22 protein-coding genes are annotated in these 25,827 nt (G+C 40.6%); 11 read left to right on the plus strand and 11 right to left on the minus strand.

The features are described from left to right. Positions 1–106 precede the first annotated feature (106 nt). Positions 107–538 carry a hypothetical protein gene (locus tag FTU29_RS11125; RefSeq protein WP_180010991.1) on the plus strand — a complete coding sequence of 144 codons (432 nt, stop codon included), beginning with the start codon at positions 107–109 and terminating at the stop codon, positions 536–538. Positions 539–745: 207 nt separating this feature from the next. On the opposite strand, the gene FTU29_RS11130 is transcribed toward FTU29_RS11125, so the two are convergent. The 4 genes from FTU29_RS11130 to baeS form a co-directional block, all read right to left on the minus strand. Next, complete coding sequence (locus FTU29_RS11130; protein ID WP_180024537.1) at positions 746–2,101, minus strand: amino acid permease; 1,356 nt, start codon at positions 2,099–2,101, stop codon at positions 746–748. Between the two features lie 352 nt (positions 2,102–2,453). Continuing rightward, entirely contained in the window at positions 2,454–4,151 is a 1,698-nt protein-coding gene (locus FTU29_RS11135; RefSeq protein WP_180121861.1) for a carboxypeptidase regulatory-like domain-containing protein, read from the minus strand. Positions 4,152–4,393: 242 nt separating this feature from the next. Beyond that, entirely contained in the window at positions 4,394–5,080 is a 687-nt protein-coding gene (locus FTU29_RS11140; RefSeq protein ID WP_111885370.1) for a response regulator, read from the minus strand. A 12-nt stretch (positions 5,081–5,092) separates the two neighbouring features. Further along, entirely contained in the window at positions 5,093–6,763 is a 1,671-nt protein-coding gene (baeS, locus tag FTU29_RS11145) for a sensor histidine kinase efflux regulator BaeS (protein WP_180121863.1), read from the minus strand. A gap of 134 nt (positions 6,764–6,897) precedes the next feature. On the opposite strand from baeS, the gene FTU29_RS11150 reads away from it, so the two are divergent. The 3 genes from FTU29_RS11150 to FTU29_RS11160 all read left to right on the plus strand — a co-directional run bounded on the left by FTU29_RS11150 (position 6,898) and on the right by FTU29_RS11160 (position 11,621). Continuing rightward, positions 6,898–7,527: a hypothetical protein gene (locus FTU29_RS11150; RefSeq protein WP_180121865.1), complete on the plus strand. Its 630-nt coding sequence runs from the start codon at positions 6,898–6,900 to the stop codon at positions 7,525–7,527. A 316-nt stretch (positions 7,528–7,843) separates the two neighbouring features. Further along, the gene (locus FTU29_RS11155) at positions 7,844–9,646 is read left to right on the plus strand and encodes an acyl-CoA dehydrogenase C-terminal domain-containing protein (RefSeq protein ID WP_078194152.1); all 1,803 of its coding nucleotides are present in this window, start codon (positions 7,844–7,846) and stop codon (positions 9,644–9,646) included. Positions 9,647–9,839: 193 nt separating this feature from the next. Further along, a complete protein-coding gene (locus FTU29_RS11160) occupies positions 9,840–11,621 on the plus strand; it encodes an acyl-CoA dehydrogenase C-terminal domain-containing protein (protein ID WP_180035826.1) in 1,782 nt (593 codons plus the stop codon). A gap of 123 nt (positions 11,622–11,744) precedes the next feature. Here the strand turns inward: FTU29_RS11160 and FTU29_RS11165 are convergent, their stop codons facing one another. Continuing rightward, positions 11,745–12,278 (minus strand): GNAT family N-acetyltransferase, encoded by a 534-nt coding sequence (locus FTU29_RS11165; protein WP_180121867.1) that lies wholly within the window; start codon positions 12,276–12,278, stop codon positions 11,745–11,747. A 14-nt stretch (positions 12,279–12,292) separates the two neighbouring features. Continuing rightward, positions 12,293–12,925 (minus strand): FMN-binding negative transcriptional regulator, encoded by a 633-nt coding sequence (locus FTU29_RS11170; RefSeq protein ID WP_180121869.1) that lies wholly within the window; start codon positions 12,923–12,925, stop codon positions 12,293–12,295. Positions 12,926–13,095: 170 nt separating this feature from the next. Between FTU29_RS11170 and FTU29_RS11175 the strand changes: the two genes are divergently transcribed. Further along, on the plus strand, positions 13,096–13,593 hold the full coding sequence (locus FTU29_RS11175; RefSeq protein WP_078194156.1) for a phosphate-starvation-inducible protein PsiE: 498 nt from the start codon (positions 13,096–13,098) through the stop codon (positions 13,591–13,593). Between the two features lie 68 nt (positions 13,594–13,661). On the opposite strand, the gene FTU29_RS11180 is transcribed toward FTU29_RS11175, so the two are convergent. Next, positions 13,662–14,126: an RcnB family protein gene (locus FTU29_RS11180; RefSeq protein ID WP_372491155.1), complete on the minus strand. Its 465-nt coding sequence runs from the start codon at positions 14,124–14,126 to the stop codon at positions 13,662–13,664. Between the two features lie 183 nt (positions 14,127–14,309). Here FTU29_RS11180 and FTU29_RS11185 point away from each other — a divergent pair, with 183 nt between their 5' ends. Further along, complete coding sequence (locus tag FTU29_RS11185) at positions 14,310–14,768, plus strand: hypothetical protein (RefSeq protein WP_180035824.1); 459 nt, start codon at positions 14,310–14,312, stop codon at positions 14,766–14,768. A gap of 87 nt (positions 14,769–14,855) precedes the next feature. On the opposite strand, the gene FTU29_RS11190 is transcribed toward FTU29_RS11185, so the two are convergent. Together FTU29_RS11190 and znuD are read right to left on the minus strand one after the other, a co-directional pair. Then, positions 14,856–16,322, minus strand: coding sequence for a phospholipase D family protein (locus FTU29_RS11190; protein WP_180121871.1), 1,467 nt, complete (start codon positions 16,320–16,322; stop codon positions 14,856–14,858). A 109-nt stretch (positions 16,323–16,431) separates the two neighbouring features. Then, a complete protein-coding gene (gene znuD / locus FTU29_RS11195) occupies positions 16,432–18,516 on the minus strand; it encodes a zinc piracy TonB-dependent receptor ZnuD (protein WP_180121873.1) in 2,085 nt (694 codons plus the stop codon). Positions 18,517–18,662: 146 nt separating this feature from the next. On the opposite strand from znuD, the gene FTU29_RS11200 reads away from it, so the two are divergent. The 4 genes from FTU29_RS11200 (at position 18,663) to FTU29_RS11215 (ending at position 22,919) form a co-directional block, all read left to right on the plus strand. Next, the gene (locus FTU29_RS11200) at positions 18,663–19,442 is read left to right on the plus strand and encodes a DUF4184 family protein (RefSeq protein WP_180024546.1); all 780 of its coding nucleotides are present in this window, start codon (positions 18,663–18,665) and stop codon (positions 19,440–19,442) included. 160 nt (positions 19,443–19,602) lie between these two features. After that, positions 19,603–21,387, plus strand: a complete 1,785-nt coding sequence (aspS, locus tag FTU29_RS11205) for an aspartate--tRNA ligase (RefSeq protein ID WP_180024547.1) — start codon at positions 19,603–19,605, stop codon at positions 21,385–21,387. A gap of 315 nt (positions 21,388–21,702) precedes the next feature. Next, positions 21,703–22,569, plus strand: coding sequence for a lysophospholipid acyltransferase family protein (locus tag FTU29_RS11210; RefSeq protein WP_180121875.1), 867 nt, complete (start codon positions 21,703–21,705; stop codon positions 22,567–22,569). A 125-nt stretch (positions 22,570–22,694) separates the two neighbouring features. Next, a complete protein-coding gene (locus tag FTU29_RS11215; protein ID WP_067767767.1) occupies positions 22,695–22,919 on the plus strand; it encodes a hypothetical protein in 225 nt (74 codons plus the stop codon). On the opposite strand, the gene FTU29_RS11220 is transcribed toward FTU29_RS11215, so the two are convergent. Beyond that, positions 22,916–23,878, minus strand: coding sequence for a hypothetical protein (locus FTU29_RS11220; protein ID WP_180121877.1), 963 nt, complete (start codon positions 23,876–23,878; stop codon positions 22,916–22,918). The genes FTU29_RS11215 and FTU29_RS11220 overlap by 4 nt on opposite strands. Positions 23,879–24,002: 124 nt before the next feature. Between FTU29_RS11220 and FTU29_RS11225 the strand changes: the two genes are divergently transcribed. Continuing rightward, the gene (locus FTU29_RS11225) at positions 24,003–25,043 is read left to right on the plus strand and encodes a polysaccharide pyruvyl transferase family protein (protein WP_180121879.1); all 1,041 of its coding nucleotides are present in this window, start codon (positions 24,003–24,005) and stop codon (positions 25,041–25,043) included. 27 nt (positions 25,044–25,070) lie between these two features. On the opposite strand, the gene FTU29_RS11230 is transcribed toward FTU29_RS11225, so the two are convergent. Beyond that, positions 25,071–25,739: an SGNH/GDSL hydrolase family protein gene (locus tag FTU29_RS11230; protein ID WP_078194165.1), complete on the minus strand. Its 669-nt coding sequence runs from the start codon at positions 25,737–25,739 to the stop codon at positions 25,071–25,073. Positions 25,740–25,827 lie beyond the last annotated feature (88 nt).

Consider the following 25,827-nt stretch of genomic DNA (forward strand, 5'->3'; position numbering starts at 1 on the left):
TGTTTATAAAATAACGAGTTAGAAACTTTATTATTTATTAGTCTCGTTTAATCCTGATTTTTTATGTTAATATTTTTCTTAACATTAAGAATTTTAATAATTTATTATGGATGATAATTCTAAACAAGTTGAGCTACACAAACAACATACAGCTTTAGTTGAAAAAACTACTTTTATGTTTCTTACAGCAGCAACAGCTTCAATTGGTTTTATTTTGACTCAGCTAAAGCAGGTCATTTGGAGTGATTTAATTTGGTTAATTATAGGATCATTGCTTTTTTTAGCATTAAGTTTCATTTTCGGATCTGCTCAATTAGGGCATAAGGCAAATTTTTTAAAATTTAATTCTGAATACTTAAGTCTATTATCTAAAAAGTCTAGTACTATGGATGAAGCTAAATTATTAGTTAAGAATTTTGAAAATGCAGCAAATAAATTAACATCAACAAGTAAATGGCAGAAAATGTTTCTTTTTTTAGGTGCAGTACTTTATTTCATATATTCAATTCTGGATATTTATTTAAAATCCGTTATTTAAATTTCATAAAATTAACATAATACACGTTATACGAAATAATTTATTTTATCCAATACAAATCATATTCTTATAAAAAGCTGTCCTAGAATTTAATACACTAGAGCAGTCTTTATATTAATACTCACTCAATTTGCGTATTTTGTCAGAATTTTCAAAATCATTCTTTAGTGGCAATGAACAAAGGCTCGTCCCTAAGCCCTCATAGTATTAAACCTTCTTCGCTTGCATCACTCTAAACAGCACATACAGCAGTAAAATCCATACGGGCTGCATCAGCACCGACAGCATAAAGCCCTGATTCCACATGATGTATAAAATCATCAGCATGAACACCAAAACAAAGTAGTTGGTGAACGGTGCAAATAAAGCAGGAAACTTAGTTTGTATGCCCTGCTGCTGCATCGCTTTTCTAAACTTCAGGTGAATCAAGCTGATCAGCATCCAATTCAGCACCGCAGCGCTCACCACGATATAAATCAAATAACTCAATGCTTTTTCAGGCAAGAAGTAATTCAGCAGCACACAGCCAAAAATCAGCAAAGCAGAAAATAAAACTGCAGCAATCGGCGTACCGTATTTATTCACCTGTTTAAATGCTTTTGGCGCATTGCCCTGTTCTGCCAAACCGAGCAGCATGCGGCTATTGGCATACATGCCGCTATTACAGACCGAAACGGATGCCGTCAAAATAATAAAATTCAGCAAATGCGCCGCCCAATCAATCCCCATCTGATTAAAAATCATCACAAAAGGACTATGATCCAGACCGCCAAGTTTCAACTGGTTCCACGGCACCAGCGACAGCAATACAGCCAAAGAACAGATATAAAATAAGAACACGCGGATTACGGTCTGATTCACCGCTTTCGGGATATTTTGATCAGGATTTTCAGTTTCAGCCGCCGCCATGCTGATTAATTCAATGCCGCCAAAAGCAAACATCATAAAGGCCAGCATGTAGAATAAGCCTTCAAAACCGTGCGGGAAGAAGCCGCCATGTACCCATAAATTACTAATCGAAGCGGTAGAATCTGCGCCTGCTGTAAGTAGCAGATACACACCAAAAATAATCATGGCAACAATCGCCACAACCTTAATCATCGACAGCCAAAATTCAGATTCTGCATACAGTTTGACATTGGCTAAATTGGCTAGCGTAATCACAGCAAAAAACACCAAAACTGAAACCCAAGCAGGCACATGCGGCCACCAGTAATTGACATATTTGCCTATCGCGGTCAGCTCAGTCATCACCACTAAAATATACAGAATCCAGTAGTTCCAGCCCGTTAAAAAGCCCGCAAACTTGCCCCAATACTTAAAAGCAAAATGACTGAATGAACCTGTGACTGGCTCTTGTACAATCATCTCGCCCAACTGGCGCATAATCAGAAAAGCAATCAAACCACCAATCAAATAGCCCAGAATTATCGATGGTCCAGCCGACTCAATAATATGCGCAGAGCCTAAAAATAGCCCTGTCCCGATTGCGCCACCCATTGCAATCAGCTGAATATGACGGTTCTTTAATCGGCGCTGCAGTTGAGGCATTTCGCTGCTCACAACACGTTCTCATCTTATAAAAAAGTGGATTGTAGCCTGTGCAGCTCTTTGCAGCCAAATATTCGCAGATCATTTCTGTATGAATCATTATGGAATACAGTACGTGAGCTGCATCAATCTATAGCACATAGTCAACTTGATAGGATGGACAATATAGGCCATATGGTTCTATTAGAACAGCCAGAAAATTTAGCTGCCAGCATACTTAAGTGGCTGAATATATTGTCCCTTTAAATATAAACAGCCCTCAATAGAGAGCTGCTTTTTAGCATTCACTTCACTTGATGGATGATTGATAGTGAATGCAGTACGTCTAAACCTATTTATTTATGCTGCGGTGTCATGTAAATCGTTATTTACGCTGTGGAACATCAGCCCACCGTGCATAACTCTTCGTGCTTTTCAGCACAGTGCCCGCTTGTTTTGCAGCGAAGCCACTATAGTCCTGAGAGAAACTATCTGAATTTTCATCAAAACTCACACCATCAAATAATGGGAAAGTTCCGGCTTTTTTCTGAATCACCACATCATCAATCATCCAGCCACGGAAACCATTATAAAGTCCATCGACCGTTCTAAATTGGAATTTCAGCTGAACATTGGCCTTGCCTGCATATTCATCTAATGAAATTGCTTCTTGCTGAACAGCAGCCGGTGCGAGGTTAAAGCCTAAATTACTGTATGGAATCGGCGCGCGCTCATATGCAGAGGATGGATCTGCCAGCGGGTTTAAACGAGCCAAAGTCTTAAAGCTATTGCCGCCGTCGGTAGAAACTAAAATATTCATCAAATCGAATCCCTGATTATTTGGATTGACCGACTCAATTTCCCACCATGTTTTAAAGCTTAAACTCAAAGGCGCCTGATACTGGCTTAGATTAATGGCAGGTGAAATCAATTCACCCCTATTGTCATACTGCGAGGTGCCGCCATCAAACTCTAGAGCCGTGGATGAATCACTTAAAGCGCCAATAAAATTACCATTTACTTTGTCACCATACCAATATGCTGTATTGCCTTGCAGTGGCTCAGGCACCTTGCCTTGGCTCTGATCATTCGGCGCTAAGCGCACACGCTGATTTACTTGATTATTACGAATGTTGTGACCTTTGTTTAGCAACTGCCAGTCGACATTAGCCACACTTGGTTGCGACCTTGTCCATGCATTGCGGGTTGCAGAGTCCACTTCAAAAGTTTCACGCCATACCACATCTGCAGATGCCGTTTCAGGCAGCACTTCAAATTGATAGCCCGATGCAGAAGAAGCAATGACCGTAACTTTTTTCGTAATAGTATTAATTCCTGCACCGTTAATAGTGAGCGTGGCATTTTTCAATGCTTCAAGCAGCGCACTGGATACATTAAATGAAAGCGTGAAATATCCATTGGCATCAGTCAAAGCACTAACAAATGCGCCATTGGTCGCTGTACCGCCAGACAATGACACTTGCGCATTCGCCAAAGGCTTCCCTTTAAAAATCACTTGACCAGACAATGTTCCGACCACTGCATCATTGACTGGTGCATCACTTAGTGTCTGACAGTCTTGGTCTAAGCAGTTGAGAACCACATTCAACACAATGCTCTTATTGGTATTTTTAGGATGGATCAAGAATGCCGAAACTGCAGACTGTCCATTTTTAGTGACCAAAACATAATATGTGCCTGTAGCCAATTTAGGCAGTTTAACGATGCCTTGAGCATTGGCAAGATAACTTTGACCTTTAAAATGAGTTGCTGTCGGTAAACTATTGATCGGTGGAAAGAACTGTTCAGAATCATCTGCTGTGATTGTATTTGTTGCTGTTTTCGGACTGCCTGCTTGTACTTTTTGCCATTCTTCATCACTTAAAATCTGAATCGACGCAGCATTTAAAGCAAGATTATTCACATCTAATAAAGTCAGCTCTTCTACGCTCTTTTGTACCATAGCATCGGCAACTGGCTCTGGCGGTACACTCCCTGTCTCGTCACGATCACTACCACCACATGCCGTTAAACCCAAGACACCCGTGACCATTATTATTTTTACAAAAGCGCTATTTTTCATCTGTTCTGCCCTCTGGCTGTTCCATTTTTAAAAATTGTTATGTCTACATTGAACTCTGCCAGCCCAAACATACTGGTTAAAATTCCAGCAAAATAATAACCAATTTTCATTAAATGCGCAAATTTCACATTTTATATCTTTATGGCTTTCGGTTCTTCTTGTATTTAAAATTAATGCAACTAGCTATACACGTAGCAAAAAAAACAGGCCGAAGCCTGTCCTTATAGTATTTACAATCTATTTTAATCTTCTGGATATTCAAAACGATAACCAACGCCATACACGGCTTGAATCCACTCATGACGGTTGCCGGTTTCCGCTGCATCTGAAATCTTACGACGTAAATTTTTAATATGACTATCAATCACACGGTCAGCCACTTCAAAACTGTCTGGGTTAATATGATCAAGCAATTGCGCACGTGAATACACCTGCCCTACATGCTCTAAAAACAACTCTAGTAAACGAAACTCTGTTGGCGTTAAGCTCAACGCTTTTTGTTGATACCAAATGCGTTGCTGTGCTTTGTCCATACGGAATAAATCATTCACCTCTGGCTCTGCTTTACGTTCTAAACGACGTAATACTGCTTGCACACGTGCCACCAATTCTTTCGGACTAAACGGTTTGCAGACATAATCGTCAGCACCCATATTAAGCCCCAATACACGGTCAATTTCTTCAGTGCGTGCAGTCACCATAATAATCGGCAAATCAGACTGCTCACGGACTTTACGGCAAATGGTTAAGCCATCCATACGTGGCACCATTAGGTCCAAAATCATTAGACTCGGCTTACGCTGCGTGAAGCTCTCATAGGCTTCTTGACCATCATGAAACATGCTGACTTCAAAGCCTGCAGCCTCTAGATAATCACGCACTAGCTGTGCAAGTTCCACTTCATCTTCAACCAACATGATATGTTTCATGCATGCTTCCTTTTAATATTTCATCTGTTTGGGAAATGTCAATTTGCAACGCAAACCGCCCAATGGAGAATGATCAAAACTCAACTCTCCACCCAATGCTCTAGCTATTTTTACGGATAACGCCAATCCTAATCCTGTACCACCAGTTGCACGCGTACGTGAATCATCCACACGATAGAAACGCTCACCTAAACGTGCCAACTGTTCATCAGTTAAACCAAATGGGCTATCATCAACATACACGGTCCACTGGGTTTCATCTTGCTCAGTATGAACATGCACTTCACCACCAGCTTCCGTATAACGAATACTGTTACCCAATAAGTTGACCATAATCTGTTTAAAACGGTCTATATCTAATTGTAATGAAGTCCCTTCGCCCATTGCGGTAATTTTCAAATCTGCTTGCTCAAACTTCGGCTTAAAGCTTTCAACTTCCTGCACAACGACATCCCACGGATTAATCGTAGTGAGATAACAATTTAATTGCTGTGCATCAGCTTGCGCCAAATCTGCCAAATCTTTGGTCAATTTTTTCAAACTACTCACTTGATTCAGCATCGAAGTAAAATGTTCAGGCGTTGGTTTGCGGATGCCATCTTGCATCGCTTCAATCTGTGCCTGTAATACTGCTAAAGGTGTTTTTAATTCATGTGAAGTATCGGCCACCCATTGACGACGTGACGTTTCATGCTGATCGAGAATTACGGCCAACTGATTCAATTCATTCGATAAATCACCAAGCTCATCATTACGGTTCACTGCAACTTGATGTTGATAATTGCCCTTGGTTAATTCACGTGTTCCCATTAACAAACGCTGAATCGGTTTTTTAAAGTATGTTGCCAATAACAATGCTGCAATCAAACTTGCAATAAACGTAAGTGCATAAACCAATAATAAATAACGTTTTTGCTTACTAAAGAAGTTAATACTGATCGCATCATCTTGATCGAGGACAGGTTTGAGCCCCAAATATCCCACGATTTGATTATTCACCATAATCGGACGATAAGAGATTTGTTCATCTGTCGGCTCACCCACAACAAATTGGCGATGTGCATCATATAAAGATAAACGCGAACTCAAGCCCAAGCGGTCAGGCATTTGGATAAATTGTTTCTTACCACCATTATTACTGTTACTTTGTGAGGATTGATCTGCATCTTTTTCATCCGTGTTCGACTCTTTTGGACGGAATACATTTTGGTTCGTACTTAAAGGAAATTTTAAACCTTCAAAGGGTTGGAACTCAGATGGTAAGTTTTGTTCCAGCCATTTCAGCTCTTCAATTTTTTGCTCTGCCGTTTGCTGTGGTGTTGCCAGCATCGATGCTGCATTTAAACTATGATCTTGGAAATAGCGCTGCTGCAATGCAATGTCATATTGACGACGTAGCCACCACCGAGAGAGACGATCATAGTCATCTGGCGCTGCCTGCCCTTCAATTTGCAGAATCTGTGCCTGAATCGCATTGCCCCAATCATGATAGACCGTATACACATCGGCTAAATTTTCAATGACATGGTCAAGCTTTTGCATCTCGACATCGGCCACATATTTGGTGAAATTACGCTGCATATTCCAATGCAAAACGCCAAGACTTACCGTTGTGATGACGAGCGTCGTCAACAGCACAGTCAGAAACAAGCGTAGGGCAATCGGGATACGACGTATTTTCAAAAGAGAGCTCTCATTTTTCTTCTATATTCATTATTGTAGCGAACACGCAACTAAAAAACTCTCCATTGTTTCTACATCTTTATTATTTAATCTTTAACCATCGGAAAAAGATCTAATCTGGTGGGGTAAAGACTATGAAACAAATGACCAAAATTGCTTTAATCGGTGCAAGCGTACTGAGCATGGGTGCATTAACTGCCTGTCAATCGACAACCGCACCAAAAGATAACGATCATGGCCGTATGATGAAACAACATCATGGTGATCAAGATCGTCGTATGTCACCTGAGCAACGTGAACATTTTAAACAAATGCGTGCCGAGCAACGTCAAGTGTTTGCTGATATGCAAAAAGCTTGTAATAGCAAGGCTACAGGTTCAACAGTTCAAGTAAAAGCTGGCGATAAAAACATTGATGGTACATGTACCATGGTGTTCAAAGCAGACCGTCAAGACATGAAAAAAGCACGTGGTGAACACAAACCAATGCGCGGTGAACATCGTCCAATGCGTGGCGACATGCGTGGTCAGATGCAACGCAGTGAGCCACTGACTGATGCAAAACGTGCAGAACTGACTAAACAGTTTGATCAACGTTTAGCTGAACGCCAAGCGAAGCAACAAGCCATTATGAAAGCATGCCAAGGCAAAACCGATGGCAGTGCGGTTGCCATTAAAGTTGGCGAACAGCAAATCAATGGTAAATGTGAAGTGCGCTTCCAACCTAAAGCCCCTGTTGCCCCAACGCCAGCACCAGTAAAATAATCCAAACTTAGATCGCAATATCATTGCTTAAAAAAGGCACTCCCATGAGTGCCTTTTTTATTGGACATATCTTTTTACGCTTTTTGACTATTTGTGTCATTCATTTTCATCTAAAAGCGTTTACACTCAATGCACTTAGCTTTTTCAAGGGATATTTCTTTGACTTTACAGTCACCAACAAATCACCCTGAAATGCTTGTACCCAATAAGAAGATGTTGCACGATTAGAACCATTCCAATACGTGTCATTGAAGACACGTTCAAATGTTATTTAGGATTACTAACGCTGGTAGAAACCAGTATTGAGGAAAACGATATGCCACAATACAAAGCGCCCTTACGTGATATGCAATTTGTTCTGCATGAACTTTTAAAAGCAGAAGATCACTATGCACAACTGCCTGCATTTTCAGACACCGTAAGTCGTGAGTTGGTTGACCAATATCTAGAAGCTGCTGCTGACTTCTGTGAAAATGAACTTTCTCCTCTTAACCAAGTCGGCGACCGTGAAGGTTGTACTTGGAATGATGGCGTTGTAACAACACCAACTGGTTTTAAAGAAGCGTATCAAAAATATATCGAACTGGGTTTCCCATCTTTATCTGCTGAAGAACAATACGGCGGTCAAGGTCTACCAGTTTCACTAGGTAACATCATTTCAGAAATGGTGGGTACTTCGAACTGGGCATGGGGTATGTACCCTGGTCTGTCTCACGGTGCTGTCCGCACATTAGAACATCACGGTTCTCAAGAACAAAAAGACACTTACCTGCCTAAACTTGTTTCAGGTGAATGGACAGGTACGATGTGCTTAACAGAATCTCATGCAGGTTCTGACTTAGGTATTATCCGTTCTAAAGCTGAACCACAAGCGGATGGCAGCTATGCAATTTCTGGCGAGAAAATCTTTATCTCTGCTGGTGAACACGACATGGCTGAAAACATCATCCATATCGTCCTTGCTCGTCTTCCAGGTGCACCAAAAGGCACGAAAGGTATTTCATTATTCATCGTACCTAAATTCAATGTAAATGCTGATGGCTCAATTGGTGAGCGCAATGCGGTACGTTGTGGTTCGATTGAACACAAAATGGGTATCCATGGTAACGCGACTTGTGTCATCAACTTTGATAACGCAAAAGGCTTCTTGATTGGCCCTGAAAACCGCGGTCTAAACTGCATGTTCACATTCATGAACACTGCACGTATCGGTACTGCTGTACAAGGTCTTTCAGCTTCTGAAGGCGCTTTCCAAGGTGCACTTGCTTACGCAAAAGACCGTTTGGCAATGCGTTCACTTTCAGGCCCTAAAGCACCTGAAAAAGAAGCAGATCCAATTATCGTGCACCCTGCAGTGCGCAACATGCTGCTTACGCAAAAATCATTTGCTGAAGCTGGTCGTGCTCTGGTTTACTTATTGTCTTTCCATGCCGATATCGTGGAACAAGGTGCAACTGAAGAAGAACGTAAGTTCTCTGACAATATCTTGTCATTATTAACTCCAATTGCTAAAGCATTCTTGACTGAAACAGGTTCTGAATCTGCAAAACACGGTGTTCAAGTATTTGGTGGCCACGGCTTCATTTCAGAACACGGTATGGAGCAAATCGTACGTGATACACGTATCTCTTGCTTGTACGAAGGTACGACTGAAATTCAAGCAATTGACTTGTTAGGCCGTAAAGTATTGGGTACTCAAGGTGCAATGTTGAAAGACTTCACCAAGATCATCCATAAATTTGTTGAAGCTAACAAAGACAACGCTGCCATGAAAGAATTTGTTGAGCCGCTTGCTGCGCTAAACAAAGAATGGGGCGACTTAACCATGCAGATTGGTATGAAAGCAATGCAAAACCCTGAAGAAGTGGGTGCTGCTGCAGTCGATTACCTCTACTTCTCTGGTTATGTAACGCTTGCTTATTTATGGGCTCGCATGGCGCTAGTTGCACAAGAAACTTTAGCTGCAGGAACAACAGATGTTGATTTCTACAATGCGAAAGTAACGACTGCTCGCTTCTACTTCAAGAAAATCTTACCGCGCGTTCGCTCTCATGTAGAAGTGATCGCAGGTGGCCTAGATCCTCTTATGGCATTGGATGCAGAACACTTTGCATTCTAATGTGAATATCTAAAACATATTCAAAAAATTGTACTCTTGAGTGCAGAAATAGAGAAAGGACGGTCATAGCATTGGCAGTCCTTTTTCTTTATAAATAGTCTCATAATTTTACTTTGGTCAATTTTCTCCACGCTTTATGTCGATACAAATTGCCCCAAGTCCACAGATTCAAACAATAAACAGGTGAACGAACATGCCAATTTATAATGCGCCGCTTGCAGATATGAAATTCATCTTAAATGATGTTTTTAAAGCAGAACAATTCTGGCAAAACAACGAAAATCTTGCTCACGTTGATGCTGCTACTGCAGAAGCCATTCTTGAAGAAATGGCAAAATTTGCGCAAAACGTCACTCATCCTTTAAACCGTACAGGTGATGAAGAAGGCGCAACCTATAGCAATGGCAATGTCACGACTCCTGCTGGTTTCAAAGAAGCATTTAAACAATATGCAGAAGGCGGTTGGATTGGTCTAGGCGCAGATGAAGAATGGGGTGGTCAAGGCATGCCAAAAATGCTGACTGTTCTGTCTGACGAAATGCTGTTTGCAACCAACCCATCATTCATGCTCTACCCGCTTCTTTCTGTAGGTGCAGGCATGGCATTAAACAGCTATGCATCACAAGAGCAAAAAGAAACTTATTTGCCAAAAATGTATACAGGCGAATGGTCAGGCACCATGTGCTTAACTGAACCGCATGCAGGCACAGATTTAGGTATTATCAAAACTAAAGCCGAACGTAATGAAGACGGTACTTATAACATTACAGGTACGAAAATCTTCATCACTGGCGGTGACCACGACCTTTCTGAAAATATCATCCACTTAGTTTTAGCGAAAACGCCTGATGCGCCTGCGGGCTCACGCGGAATTTCACTATTCATCGTACCAAAATTCTTGGTGAATGCAGATGGGTCATTGGGAGAGCGTAATGCTGTAGGCCCTGGTTCAATTGAACATAAAATGGGGATCAAAGCGTCTGCAACATGTGTGATGAACTTTGATGGCGCGAAAGGCTACCTGGTTGGTAAAGAAAATGAAGGCCTTGCAGCGATGTTCGTCATGATGAACTACGAACGTCTGTCTATGGGTATTCAAGGCCTAGGTGCTTCTGAATTTGCTTATCAAAATGCAGCGCAATATGCGACTGATCGTTTACAAGGTCGCAGCGCTTCTGGCGTTCAATCACCTGCAAAACCTGCAGACAGCATCTTAGTTCATGGTGATGTACGTCGTATGTTGCTGAACGCACGTGCCAACAATGAAGCGTCTCGTGCATTTGCGGTTTATGTCGGTCAACAATTAGACATTACCAAGTTCTCTACTGACCCAGAAGCAGTCAAAGCAGCCAATAACCGTGTTGCGCTATTAACACCGATTGCGAAAGCGTATTTAACAGATACAGCTTTCCAAGCAACACTCGATGCGCAAATGGTCTTCGGTGGTCATGGCTTTATTCGTGAATGGGGTATGGAACAATGTATTCGTGACCTGCGTATCGCACAGATTTACGAAGGGACCAACGGCGTTCAATCTCAAGACTTAATTGGTCGTAAAACCATTAAGTGCAATGGTGAATTCATTGCTGAATATATCCAAGAAATCCGTGATTTTACAAACAACTTAGATGCTAGCTTGAACTACATTAAAGATGCAACATTAGATGCAGCAGCTGAAGTTGAAGCAGTGACTCAATATGTACTCGAAGCTGCTCGTGAAAACATTGAGTTCCCGAACTCAGCAGCAGTTGATTACTTACATGCTGTAGGCCTACTCAGCTTTGCCTATATGTTTGCCCGCATTGCAGATGCAGCAAAAGACAAAGATGGCGAGTTCTACCAAAACAAACTTGCACTGACTCTTTACTTCACGCAGCGTATTTTGCCTGAATTGGCTTTACGCATTGCTAAAGTGAAAGCAGGTTCTGAAGTGATCATGAACTTCTCTGAAGATTACTTTACCAACCAAGCTTAATTAAATACACAAAATCAAAAATGCCCGATTTATCGGGCATTTTTTTATTTTACTGCTCTTATTACATAAACACTGGGTGCAACTTTTTCAAAAAATCATAAGCATATTTACTTATTCATAATCTCATAATTCCATTCGATATGTAAAACAAGAATGGAGCTGATCGTCTAGCATTGGAAATGTAGCCCAATGCGTTGTATCTTTATCTTGTTTAAATCCTGCCTTCATTAAGACATTTTGTGATACTAGATGTTCCTCAGCACAAAAAGATGAAACAACATTCGTGACATGATTCTGCTTTAAATACTTAATTACCCCAATTAAGGCCTCAGTCATATAACCACAACCATGAAAATTCACCCCTAACCCAAAATGTATTTCTCCATGGTTTTCTTGATTGAAGAAATACAGTAAGCCCATCGCTAACTGCGTATTCTTATCACTAATCACCCATGCAAAATCAGGATTATCTGTCGACCAACAATGATCCGCCCACTTTTCTAAAACACTCTTGGTCTGTTGAATCGTTAAATGTGGTAACCGCTGCAGATAACGAGTTGCTTCTATATTCGAAAAATATGTATCAAATAATGAAATTTCATCTCCTAACTGATACTTTCTCATGCATAAACGTTCAGTTTCAATCCTATTGGGCATGATTTTTTAGCCTGTTATTTCATGGGATAAAATTTTTTGATCGACTCAACCATTTCAGCATTTGACCTTTCCAAAGCTTTTTCCACATTCATCGCATCTATAGCGCTGCGATTTTGACACAATTTAAATTTCCCGATCATCGACTGAATATCGATTTCAATTGCTACAATTTTTTCCAGTTGTTCTGCAATAAAATCATTCGGTGCATCACCCATTTTCCATGGCACGGGTTGGCTAGCTTCATGTTGTCGAGTCAATCGAGCCAAAACACCTCGTATATATTTTTCATCTGCAACTTTACGTATCTTGCCTTTGACATGTACCACGCGGTAATTCCATGTCGGTACAACGCGATGATGCTCCTGTTTTCCCTCATACCAGCTTGGCGAAATATATGCATCATCGGCATGAAAAATCACATAGGCTTGCGCTGACTGATTTAGCAATTCAAACATTGGATTAGCCTTGGCAATATGACCGCGCAATATGCCCAATTCGCCTGACTCAGCGTCATATTCTAGTGGTAAATGATTCACTTCCAACTCACCATTGGGTGCAGTCAGTATTACTGTCGCCAAAGCATACTTACGCATAAGATCAATCAGATCAGGGAGTTCATCATGTTTAAAATGCGTTGGTTGATACATCGTCGCTTCATTCTTATAGGACAAAATTTAAGCTCAAACTTAACATTAAAACCTTTATTGAACCTAAAAAATATTTTTGTCATATGCGCTTCATGTGCATGAAATTTGCTTGGTATTTAATGACTTGTTCTTCATTGAATATTCACGCAATTTACACAGGAGGAATATATATGACACATCGTGATCCCAAAGTAGAAAAAATCGAAGCCCTCCTCGACCGACTTGGCAATATTGCTGTAGAAGGTTTTCATTATCTTGCGCTGTTTGTCATCGGCTGTATGATTTTATGGTCTGCGGGTCATACCATTTTTGAAATTATTACGGTTAAACAATTCGCCACGATTGACGATATTTTATTATTGTTTATTTACCTTGAACTCGGTGCCATGGTCGGTATTTATTTTAAAACCAACCACATGCCAGTACGCTTCCTGATTTATATTGCCATTACTGCCCTGACCCGTTTACTGATTTCGGACATTCAACATGACCATAAAGCAGATATGGGCTTGGTCATTACTACAGGTTCGATCCTCATTCTTGCTGTGGCCATTTTGATTGTGCGCTATGCCTCTTGGACTTACCCTTCGGTTATTCGAGACAAGCATTCCGAAAAGCCACTGCCTGAAGGAAAAACCCCTCGCCCACAAGATGATGAATTGGCTTAAACACTAAATCGTTCCCTCTCCTTTTAGGAGATGAGTAGCACTGCTACGCAAGGGAGAGGTTATAAACCTTATCGATTAGGCACCAGCACATAGCGACCATTTTCAAAGATCCAGTACATGCCACTTGGGGGTGCAGGTAAACCTAAACGCTGCCAATCACTGATAAACGTATAGGTCGAACTCGAAATACTCGCGCTGGCAGGATCACCATTCACCCAACTATAGCTCTGCGAATTTTGAGTAATGGTGGTCGGCGCATTGTATTGAATACTAATGCCACTTTGTGGATACTGCGGATAAGGTCGATTTGGATATTGCGGATAAACCGGCGGGCGACTTGGATAATGAGGATAATGTTGAGGATAATTCGGCGCATGCTGCGGATAGCCAGGCCGATTCATCGACGGTGGGCGGTGTTGTGGTTTTGATGTATCCACACTTTGATAGTTTGACCATTTGTTTTCCGCAAAAGTACTGGCTGAAGTCATTATCAGCATCACACCTGCCATTGCATAGAATAATGTTGCTTTCACTCAAGCTCTCCTTCACGGTATATAGATTAAGTATAAAACCCATTTTAGGAGAAAAAATGAATAAAAATCCATCAAATGCAAGAATTTGTTAATTTTCCGACCAAGCTGATCGCACCTTCATGCTAGCCTGTTTTTGATTGGATTATGCTAAGATTGATTTTATTTCGTAGTGGATCAAACGCTGTGTCTGAATTAAGTTTTGACCGACTTCATCAATTTTTTTCGAAAGTACCAAGTATCCAAGAAGCCTTAATCGACTCATATGGCACCGATGGCAAAAATGCGTGGTGGTTCAAATTTCAAATTAATGTAGATCACCCTTTAGCATGGCAAACCGTTCAAGAATTGGGTCATGTATTGAACTATATTTCTAAAAATGAACGCTTACCGACTCAATTTTTACCGGTTTCTCCGCCACCATATATGAATGGCGAAGCAAAACAATTCTTGTCTTGGGTGATTCAATGTAACCACGCCGATTTTCCACCAGATGTCATCTGTGACTGGTTAGAAGCTCGTTTGCCACAACCAGTAGATGATGCCGATAAATGGAAAATCAAAACCGATATTAAAGAATTGGATCAAATGTCAGATAAAGATTTAGATCAAATCGTTCCGCCGAATCCTGTACCGAAGAATTAAAACTGATTAAATTCCTCCTAACCTCCCTTTAAAAAAGGGAGGAAAGTCCCTCTTTTTAAAAGAGGGATTTGGGAGATTAAGACAATTCTAAAAAGTAGATATTCCGCTCCATTCCATAAAGCGATACAACATATATTTCAAGGTCGATTCATCCGCATATTTACTATAATCGACACTCATTTGTTTACCATCCAGATTTGACCAAGCCGTATTAAAGTACTGCGATGCATCTTTAAAAACTTGCGCATTTTTCAGACCAATCACGCGTAAATCCGTTTCTAAATTATAGTTTTTCAAGTTGCGCGCGGTGAAATTTGCCGAACCTAAAATCATATCGGCTTGATAAGCAGTTCGTTTTAAAATCATCTTGCTATGGCACTGCTCACCTTGGGTATTACACCAACGTACATCAATACCGGCATTATGTAGTTCTGAAGCAACAGGACGGTTTGGAATACCATTTTTGGTTCGACCAAAGGCATCTTTGTTTGGATCGAGTAATACCCGAACTTTCACGCCACGTTCATGCGCAGCAATGAGTGCTTTGATAATTTTACGTTCTGACAAGTAGAACATCGCGATATCAATTTCAGTTCCAGCTTTCTTCGCGCTATCAATTAAGTCGAGTGTGGCATCATAAATTGTTTTTTCAGTCAGCACTTGAACCTGTGGCTGAGTTTTCGCGGCTTCAACATCCTTAATCACCACAAATGGAATATTGGCTTTGGACATCATGCCTACGGCTTGCTCGGTCTTTAACAGATCAATCGCGGTCATGCCTTTGACGGTTAAGGCCACATTGGAATGTCGTGAGCTACCATCATGTGGATTCATAGAGGTGACTAAACCTTTCCAGCCATCGATGGTATCTACCACCAAAGTTTTTCGGTGATTCGCTTTAAAGTTGAAAAGATCCATATAACTACGAATCGTCACTTTTTCCGTACCTAATGGATTCGGTAACCAGCCTTGTTCAGGATTATTGCCAATATCTTGACAGCAGATATACCAAAAACCTGACCATGCTGGGTTGGATGCACGAAGCGGTACCAAATTGGTTTCGATCAACTCAATGCCCCCTTGTCGTAATTGACGATAATGCTCGGGTTGAATGCCGCCATAGACCGAATTGACCGGGTCAGTAATCACAAAAATTTCCACTTGAGGAGATAGTCGACGCTTCAAAATCAGCGCATCGGTCAACTCCTGTGTTAATTGTTCATGTTTTAATTGAGAGTCACCAACTTGCGGATTAAAGAGAAACATATCCAACACAATGGTCGACTGTGCTTCCTCAATCATTTTCAGCATTTCTTTAAAAATGCGATGTTCCTGTTGCTGCTTTCCTTGCGCATCGATATAGGTTTCATCCACTAAAAAGTTCACTTCAGCATGGCGAAGTTTTCCTGTGTAGTTCAACCCTTCTGGGAGTGGCTTTAGCGTGTGATAGGTTGCCGAGGCCAAATAACCTAAAACCAATAAACCAATGACCACACCCACATAGCGACGACGTGACCAATTGAGCTTGTGATGTATTCGTTGAATGATGCGCATAAGAAAAAACCTAGTCTAATGCGCTCAGACTAGGTTTTATTCATTGATTTTTCAAGAGGATTTCTGTGACTTTACCTAGACTTACTTAGAGAAGTCTGTGCAAATTCAATTAGAAACCAAATTCAAGACCAACCGTAAAATTACGACCGACTTGTGGAATATTGGCAAGGAATGACGTATGAGAGTAAACATCTTCATCCAATAAATTATTGGCTTTGAAATAGACTCGATAATCATTTTGATCTTTCAATTGACCACTATAGGCCACACCCAAATTCACCATGTTGTAGCCATCTGTTTCACGCTCAAATGCAGTAATTTTGTCTTGTTTGAATACATGTGAATATTCTGCAAGACCTGACCAACCATCGGCAAAGTCAACATCGACCTTGGTTCCTACGCGCCCTGCAGGCACACGTGGCGCATTTTCACCATCAATTTTGCCGCGAACATAATCACCAAAGACACTGAGTTTATACATGTCATTTACTGCATAACCCACTTGAGCTTCCGCGCCATAGAACTTGGCTTTGTCTTGGGTGTAATCAACTAAGCGGAAGTTTTCAAAATTATCTTTGGTTGCAGCATAAATGTAGTTGTCATACCAGTTGTGATACACATGAACGTGATAATCCAACTGATCTTTTTCATAATGGAAACCTAATTCGAGATTATTGGATTTTTCAACATCTAGATTTTCATTTCCACGTTCATAGGTATTGGTCGCAAAGTGCTTACCGTTTGCATAGAGCTCTTGCGCCAATGGCAAACGCTCTTGATGAGAACCCACCAAGGATAATTTATAATTGGGTGCAAACGCCCAGTTCACAGCACCTGAGTAGGAAATACCATAATCGTCATAATCTTTTTGTGCAGAATCGATCTGAATTTTCTGCTGATCGACACGTGCGCCCAGCTCGACATGGAAATCACCAAATTGTTTATGTTCTAAACCAAATACGCTCCATTTTTGCGTTTTGTTTGGGCTCATCAATGATTCTTCACCACTGATATTGAGCTTTTGTTGATTGTACTGGGTACCGATTACCCCTTCCCATTCAGCAATTGGGTTATGGACCAATTCTAAACGGCCATCATAACCTTTACTTTTAAAAGTGGTTGCTGCGGTGTTACCTTCAATTTCATCATGTTTATAGTCCGTATAACTCGCATGCGCACGTAGTTTTTGGAATCCTGCAAACGGCTCAGCCAATTCAGTACGGAAATCATAGCGTTCTGACTTTAAGTCGACCCATGGGCCTGCGGCATCATGATCGTGATCATGTTCGTCATGCGCTGAATGATCATGTTCATCGGTATGCCCATGGTTATCATGACCATCACAGTGTAGATGGTCATCATGTGGATGACAGCTTTCATATTCATGACTATGCCCCGGCAAGCCATATTGGTCTTGACGATTCGTATAAGACAGACCCGCAAAACCTCGATCATGAATCCATGACGCACCTACACTGACATTTTGCCCTTCTGCAAAGGTGTTGCCGACACGGCGTTCTTTTTCTAATTCGCCATCATGATCATGAAAATAATTGGGTGCAATATAGTCATTGGCTTTACGTTTCGAGCCTTCTACACGGATGGCAAATTGCTCACCTAAAGCAGCCGTCACACCGGCACTCGCCAATTTTTCATCACTGCCTGAGTTATAACGAACCCCAACTTGCCCTTCATAACCTTTATCAGGAATAGAGGTAGGAATCTTTTGATCGGTAACATTCACCAACCCACCAACCGTCCCAGCTGCATATAATAAAGTGGATGGCCCACGAATCACTTCTACTTGTTTCGCTAAAATTGGATCAACCGTCACTGCATGGTCAGGGGATAAAGTTGAAACATCTGCTGTTTCAGATGCATGCTCCAAAACTTTGATACGTGGCCCATCTTGCCCACGTATTACAGGTCGACTTGAGCCTGCACCAAACTGATTTGAATACACTCCAGGTTGTCCGGCAATGGCATCACCAATAGTGACTCCACCTTGTGCCAAATCTTTATGCTTAATAATGTTATCTGCAACCGCAAAATCTGCAGCACTTTGATTTAAAGGATGAACCTGAACATTAATCGCCTCTAAAGTTTGTACCTGTTGTTGCTGATCATCAGCATAAATATTGGGTGCAATCACTGCAAAAATTGAGATTGTGATTAAATTCTTATGAAAAGACATTTGGAGAGACTCAAATCTGGCTAATTTTGAATAATGTTATAATATAACATTTCATTACTTTTGCAATAAAAAACATTCTAATCTGCCCAAATCATATAGACTCACCGATACCACATTGTATTTATTCATATATTTATTTTAGTTCAATGCCTTTTACCATATCCCATGCTGTACTCGCACCGCCTATTTCCAAATTAAGCGGAAATCGCCTGCCTATTGCAGCACTCGCAATTGGTAGCATGGTGCCAGATTTATTCCGTTTATTTACTAATGCTGACTATGCAGGTTCACATCAATGGTCGGGGTTAATTGTTCCAAACTTAATCCTTGGTTTGCTGTTTTGTGTGCTGTGGTATGTGCTCTATCGCCCGATGTTATTTGCTTTTTTTGGTTTAAATAAGCCGCTGAATCTACAGAATTTCAATCACTGCTGTGGGTTTATGCTCAGTCTCATCCTCGCACTCATCATTGGAACTTCGACGCATATTGTTTGGGATGGCTTGACCCATGTTGACTTTCGTACCTTTGCATTTAAGGATCTATTGAGTCTACCGATTCAATTTTTCGGTCATTCATATCCCTTACATCGTGTGTTGCAAATTGGATTATCTGGCTTGGCACTCCCCGTTTTGGCATGGATGATTTATCGTCATCATCTTCATTATCGAAGTACAGTAAGCATCCCCACATCCATCAAAGTCTATGTATATGGTTTAGCGGCCCTGTCTTTAGCTGCGGGCATCGCAAGTTATTTTTATTTTGCTGACAGTATTTATTCTGATGCCTTTGTACACGACTTGTATGCCTATGTCGGCAAAGCCATTAATTATTTTTTCCGTGCATTTTTAGCCACGTTTAGCTTCGGTAGTCTGATATTTCTGATCTTAAGCAAGAGCACCAATATTTTTTCAACGTCATCGGCTTAAGCCCATCATTGACCGAAAATTTGCTGTAAATTTGGCTGTTTTAGCAATAAGTCCTTGTGACAAAACAGCCAAAAAGAGGCATAATCCCCTATTCGAATAAAAGCGGTACGCTGTTTACGTATTCGCTGACCTTAACCCATATAGTTGGATTTCTAACGCTATGATGCGAACTCATTACTGCGGTTCTTTAACCGAAGCTCAAATTGACCAAACCGTTACATTATGCGGTTGGGTTCACCGTCGCCGTGACCACGGTGGTGTAATCTTCCTTGACATGCGTGACCGTGATGGTCTTGTTCAAGTGGTTATTGACCCAGATACTCCTGAAGCATTCGCAACTGCGGACAAAGCACGTTCAGAATTCGTATTAAAAATTACAGGCCGTGTACGTCGTCGTTACGCAGGTACTGAAAACGCGAATATGACTAGCGGTCAAATCGAAGTTCTTGGTAAAGAAATCGAAGTGCTTGCTGGTTCAGAAACTCCGCCATTCCCATTGAATGACGACAACACAAATATTTCTGAAGAAGTACGTTTGAAATATCGTTTCTTGGATATCCGTCGTCCAGAAATGTTAGATCGTCTTCGTTTCCGTTCTAAATTGACTAACCTAATTCGTAACTACTTCGAAGAAAATGGTTTCTTAGACGTGGAAACACCGATTTTGACTCGTGCGACTCCTGAAGGTGCGCGTGACTATTTAGTACCAAGTCGTGTTTCTAACGGTAGCTTCTACGCACTTCCACAATCTCCACAATTGTTCAAACAGTTGTTAATGGTTGGCGGTATCGATCGTTACTACCAAATTGCTAAATGTTTCCGTGATGAAGACTTACGTGCTGACCGTCAGCCTGAATTCACACAAATCGACGTTGAAACATCGTTCATGAGTGACGATGACATCATGGATTTAATGGAACGTTTAACGGTTAAGATGTTCAAAGAACTTCTAAACGTTCAGTTCGACAAGTTCCCACGTATGACGTATGCAGATGCAATGCGTGACTATGCATCTGATAAACCTGACTTACGTATTCCTTTGAAATTGGTTGACGTTGCAGACATGATGCAAGACGTTGAGTTCAAAGTATTCGCAGGTCCTGCTAAAGATCCTAAAGGCCGTATTGTTGCGCTTCGCGTACCAGGTGCTGGCGCGCTTCCACGCAGCCAAATCGACGAATACACTAAATTCGTGGGTATCTATGGCGCGAAAGGTTTGGCTTACATCAAAGTCAACGAGCTTGAAAAAGGTATTGAAGGTCTTCAATCTCCAATCGTTAAATTCATCGAGCCTATCGTACTTGATCTATTGAAACGCGTTGGTGCTGAAAATGGCGACATCGTGTTCTTTGGTGCGGACAAAGCGAAAATCGTAAATGATGCGATGGGTGCTTTACGTATTAAAATCGGTCACGACATGAAACTTGCAACTTGCGAGTGGGCGCCACTTTGGGTTGTTGACTTCCCAATGTTCGAAGAAACTGATGACGGTAAATGGACGTCTGTTCACCACCCATTCACGCTGCCAAAATCAAGCGTTGAAGAAGTGAAGAACAACCCAGGTGCTGCACTTTCTGTTGCTTACGATATGGTATTGAACGGTACTGAAATCGGTGGTGGTTCACTTCGTATTTATAACCTAGAAATGCAAAAAGCGATCTTCGAAGCGCTTGGTATTTCTGAAGAAGAAGCAGAAGAGAAATTCAGCTTCTTGTTAAATGCGTTGAAATTCGGTGCGCCTCCTCACGGTGGTTTAGCATTCGGTCTTGACCGTTTAGTGATGTTGATGACTGGTGCATCTTCTATCCGTGACGTGATTGCATTCCCGAAAACTAAGACTGCGGAATGTCCTTTAACTCAAGCGCCTGCGCCAGTTGAAGCGAACCAATTACGTGACTTAGGTATTCGCTTACGTGAAAAACCAAAAGCTGAAGAATCTAAATAATCTTACATTTTTAGATTTAGATTTAAAGGTTTAAAAAAACCCTGCGCTATGCAGGGTTTTTTATGTCAACCTACAAAAGGTGGTAGAAAACCTACAAAACATAAATTTAAGATTTGATGTACTTTGCTAATATCAAAACGCTTCAAGTACGTTATGATGTTTCACTACATCCTTTGAGCAATGGACAGCTCAATTTTCCACTTCCAATTATTTTGTTTTTAGATTCAGATCTTTTTGTACTTTTCACTGAATAAGTCCGGTCTCTTGGCAAAATTTATTTTATTCCATGCTGTAAATTTTGAGACCTTGTGATCCATGTACTTTATATTCAAAATCATCGCGCTATTGCCACTTTGGCTGTTACAAAACTTGGCCTTGATGATCGCGTTTATTCTTAACCTGTTTAACTCATCAATCAAACGTATCACCAGCATCAATATTCAACTGGCCTACCCAGATATGTCAGCGACAGCGAAGAGACAGCTCGTCAGTCAAAGTATCCGCAGCCAATGCTTGACCTATATTGAATTTATTAAATGTTGGGGTATGCCACCAAGTTATAGCCTGAGCTTACTGAAAAATATTTATGGTGAAAATATCCTCACGGAAGCACTTGCGAATAAAAAAGGTGTGATCGTGGTGGTTCCTCATTTTGGCTGCTGGGAATTACTCAATGCATGGCTGAACTTGTATACAGAACCGATGATTATGTATAAACCGAATAAAAATAAAGGGATCAATCGTTATCTGTTAGAAGCACGAGAAAAGTTTAATGCGACCTTAGTCCCGACAGATGAAACTGGGATCCGTGCTATTTTTAAACATTTGAAACAAGGTGGTCTGACGGTCATTTTACCTGACCATTTACCGAAGCCTTCAGGCGGTATTTATTCCAATTTTTTTGGGCAAAATACTTTATCAATTACACTGGTTTCAAAGCTTGCTGCAAAAACCCAATGCAATATCATCGGCTTAAGTTGTATCCGACAACCTAACCTACAGTACTTTGATGTGCATTGCCAAACCTTATCAGACCAGATTTTATCTAAAGACTTACAATCCTCTGTCGACACCCTCAACATCGCGATGCAAGACACCATTAACCAAGCACCAGAACAGTATATCTGGTCTTATAAACGCTTTCGGGTCTGCTTTGGCAATATCAATATGTACCGCAAATAAAGGTGATCTGAGAACATCTCAACCTGTAGATTTGTGTTCCACAGGCTTGGATTAATCTTATTGAATTGAGATCGATTATCGACAGTGGCATAATAACCTCAATTTCCACTTTAAGTGATTCTCCTATGGCTATGCGTCCTGAAGTCCGTCGTCGTGCAATCGTGTTGATTGTTTTTTCTGTCGTACAATGGTTGTTCATGCGCTACATTTTAGCCAATGAATTATTCAACTTAACCACCTATAACCGAATCGTTTTATTCTGTGTCAGCAGCCTTGCAGGTGCATTATTAATCTTTGTCGGTTTGATTTATATGGTGTTGAAAGGTAATGCGGATCGCACTGAAGATTAATTCAGTGCTCTCTCGGTTGTTTCCAAACTGATCACATGCTGTGCTGTATTCCAAATTTCATTGCATTCTTGCCATTTCGCATGATTTACAAAGTGCGACTCATCTAAACGTATAAATGCCCCTGCTGCACCATAAAGCTGTGTCAGGGTGTCGATAGCAGTCGAACGTATCGAATAATAACGCTCAAAACACCAGCCCTGCTCATACTGAAAAAGCTCTAAAATCGTATCATATTTCAAAATTTCATAGCCCATGCTTTCAATCGCTTGAACGGTACTTTCACTCAGATATCGATGTGGTGCATAGTATAAATGTCGATCCGCCATTTGCTGTTTAAGCGATTTTAAAATACTTAAATATTCAGCTTCTGACTTAAGATACGTTCCCACAAGATTCGAACCAATGACTAAGTCGTAACCATTTTTTGTCTCTAGCGCACGAGCGTTTTGTTTAAAGATCCGATAATCATTAATCGTCACCTGATGTGTAGTTTCTAAATCGTCATACAAGGTAAATAATTGAATTTTTTTTAAAACTTCAGGGTTTTGTTTAATGCCGAACAACCCTTGTGATCGATCTTTTGTGTAGTAAGTGCCCTGATTTAGATGTTCCACAATCATCCGAGTTTCATTACCATCATCGATTAACCAATAATTTTTTGCATTTAAACTATTCATGAGATGCAGTGGAATATGCTGAATCATCCCTGTAAAAATATCGTCATATTGACTATGATCTGGAAAATGCTTTTTCAACTGAAATGCATAAAACTTCTTTTTCCACCCCATAAAAGGTTGATATACAATACGATTCCAGCCCTGAAGTGTCTGTAACATCTGTTGCATCATGCGATGGTCTCGCAGTGAACCATAAACTACTAACAGTTCATTTTGCGTATCGGCTTGATGAAACCGTTGCATTGCCTCAAAGGCATTAAATAACTGTAATGGGGTCCGCACAATAAACAATCGTTTTATCATCACTATTACACTATATTAAGGGTTGAGGCAGAATGATTTGCCCACCAAAATTAAACGTTATGATTTCCAATGCCATTTTGATCTTGAACAATAGGTAACCTTTTTGAAACACTTTTTTATTCTCAATGATACCCGTACCAACCTACACCATGGTTGCGAAGTCGTAATGAATAATCTGTACAGTCTAATACAGAAAAATCATCCTGATGCGAAGTTTTCTCAACTTTGTACGGGGCAAACGATTTCTGAAGAAAAATGGCTTGAGTTATTAAAAGATATCGATATTGTCCTAATCAATGGAGAAGGTACACTGCATGATGCAGCACCTTTTGGTGAATTTCTACTCAAACTTGGATCTATCGCCAAACAACAAGGCAAACCTGTATTTCTATTGAATAGCACTTGGGAAAATAACCCAATGTTCTGGAATGAACTGATTCAAGATTTTGATGGGCTCTATGTACGCGATCAGAAAAGTTTAGCAACGTTGAAGCCGCAGCATCCACATTGTGAATATGCTGCCGATTTAACCTTTTATTCGAGTCATCAATTTACAGCCCATACAACAGAATCTGCATTAACACGTCCTGCTCAAGTCATTGTGAATGATTCGGTGTATAGCCATGTCAGTGATGCCCTATTTGCCTACGCTGAAAAGCAGCACTTTGACTATCATCCGATCACCAAAAATTTGCCCTTAGATGCGCATACGATTGGCTACAATCCAAAAAAAATGAAGAAGTTAAAACAATATAATCTTCTTTCTAAACTCACCTTCGGGCTGTATAAACCACGTCGTTATTATCAAGACTTTAATTATTGTATTGACGACACACAGGCGTTTAAGCAAAAAATGCTCGAAAGTGATTTAGTGATCACTGGTCGTTATCACTGCTTATGTTTTTGTTTACAGATGCAAATTCCAGTGCTGATCGTGGCATCAAATACCTCTAAAACACATAACCTCCTCAGTGATGCACAGGTAACAGATCGCCATATTCGTCTAGAAGATTTAAATCAACTGAGTCTTGAACAACTTTATGCAAAGGCTAAATATAGCGATGAAGAAAAGCTCAAACTTCAGTCCTTTGATCAGAAAACTAAGTTAAAACATGAACAGATTTTTAGCCAAATTTGTGCCTAAAAAATGCCGCTCATTGAGCGGCTTTTTTTATTGCGCTTCAGCTTGTCGAATCGCAGCTAATGCAGCATCCGTCACAACTTGCTGACCTTGAGATGATAAATGGGTTGAATCATCATAGTTGTTAACTAGGTCTTGATTCAATATTTCATAATTAGGGACATACAGTACACGTTTACCATCACTCAAATCTTTCAGTGCTTGGTTGTATTTAAGAATACGTGGTTCACGTGATTTATCTTTGTTCGGATAAGTTTCTACTAAAAGAATATATTGAGCTTTGCTATGATCAATCATATAACGAATATTATCGATATACTCTTGATATGGCACAACATTCGTTTCGCCTACAACATTATGCCAATGAATTTTTCGTGCATATTTCTTGATTTTTTTGACGATTTTTCTCAGGAATTTACGCCATGGTGAATCTGGATAATACAGGACAAAAGGTGAACCTTTGAATGTCAACCAACTGTCTACCCCACCAAATTGAATGCTAATCACATCAGCTTCAGCGACATTTTTCAGATTAAAAAATTGAATGCCTTCACGTGTACTCGACATGGTATAACCATAGTTTTCAAGTGCCCAGCCTTGTGCCTGTGCAATACGTTCAGGATATGCATTACCGATGTTGTGTACTTCACCAGCGGTATTACAACCACCTAAAGCAACATAACGAAGTGGATTGCCCATTCTTTTTTCCAATCTCAGCGAATACGACATTATACGCTACAAAATCAGCCATGTTACACTATCGTGAATCGTTCAAATTTATTTCATT

It is taken from the genome of Acinetobacter sp. YH12086, assembly GCF_013419345.1.
Taxonomy (GTDB): Bacteria; Pseudomonadota; Gammaproteobacteria; order Pseudomonadales; family Moraxellaceae; genus Acinetobacter; species Acinetobacter amyesii.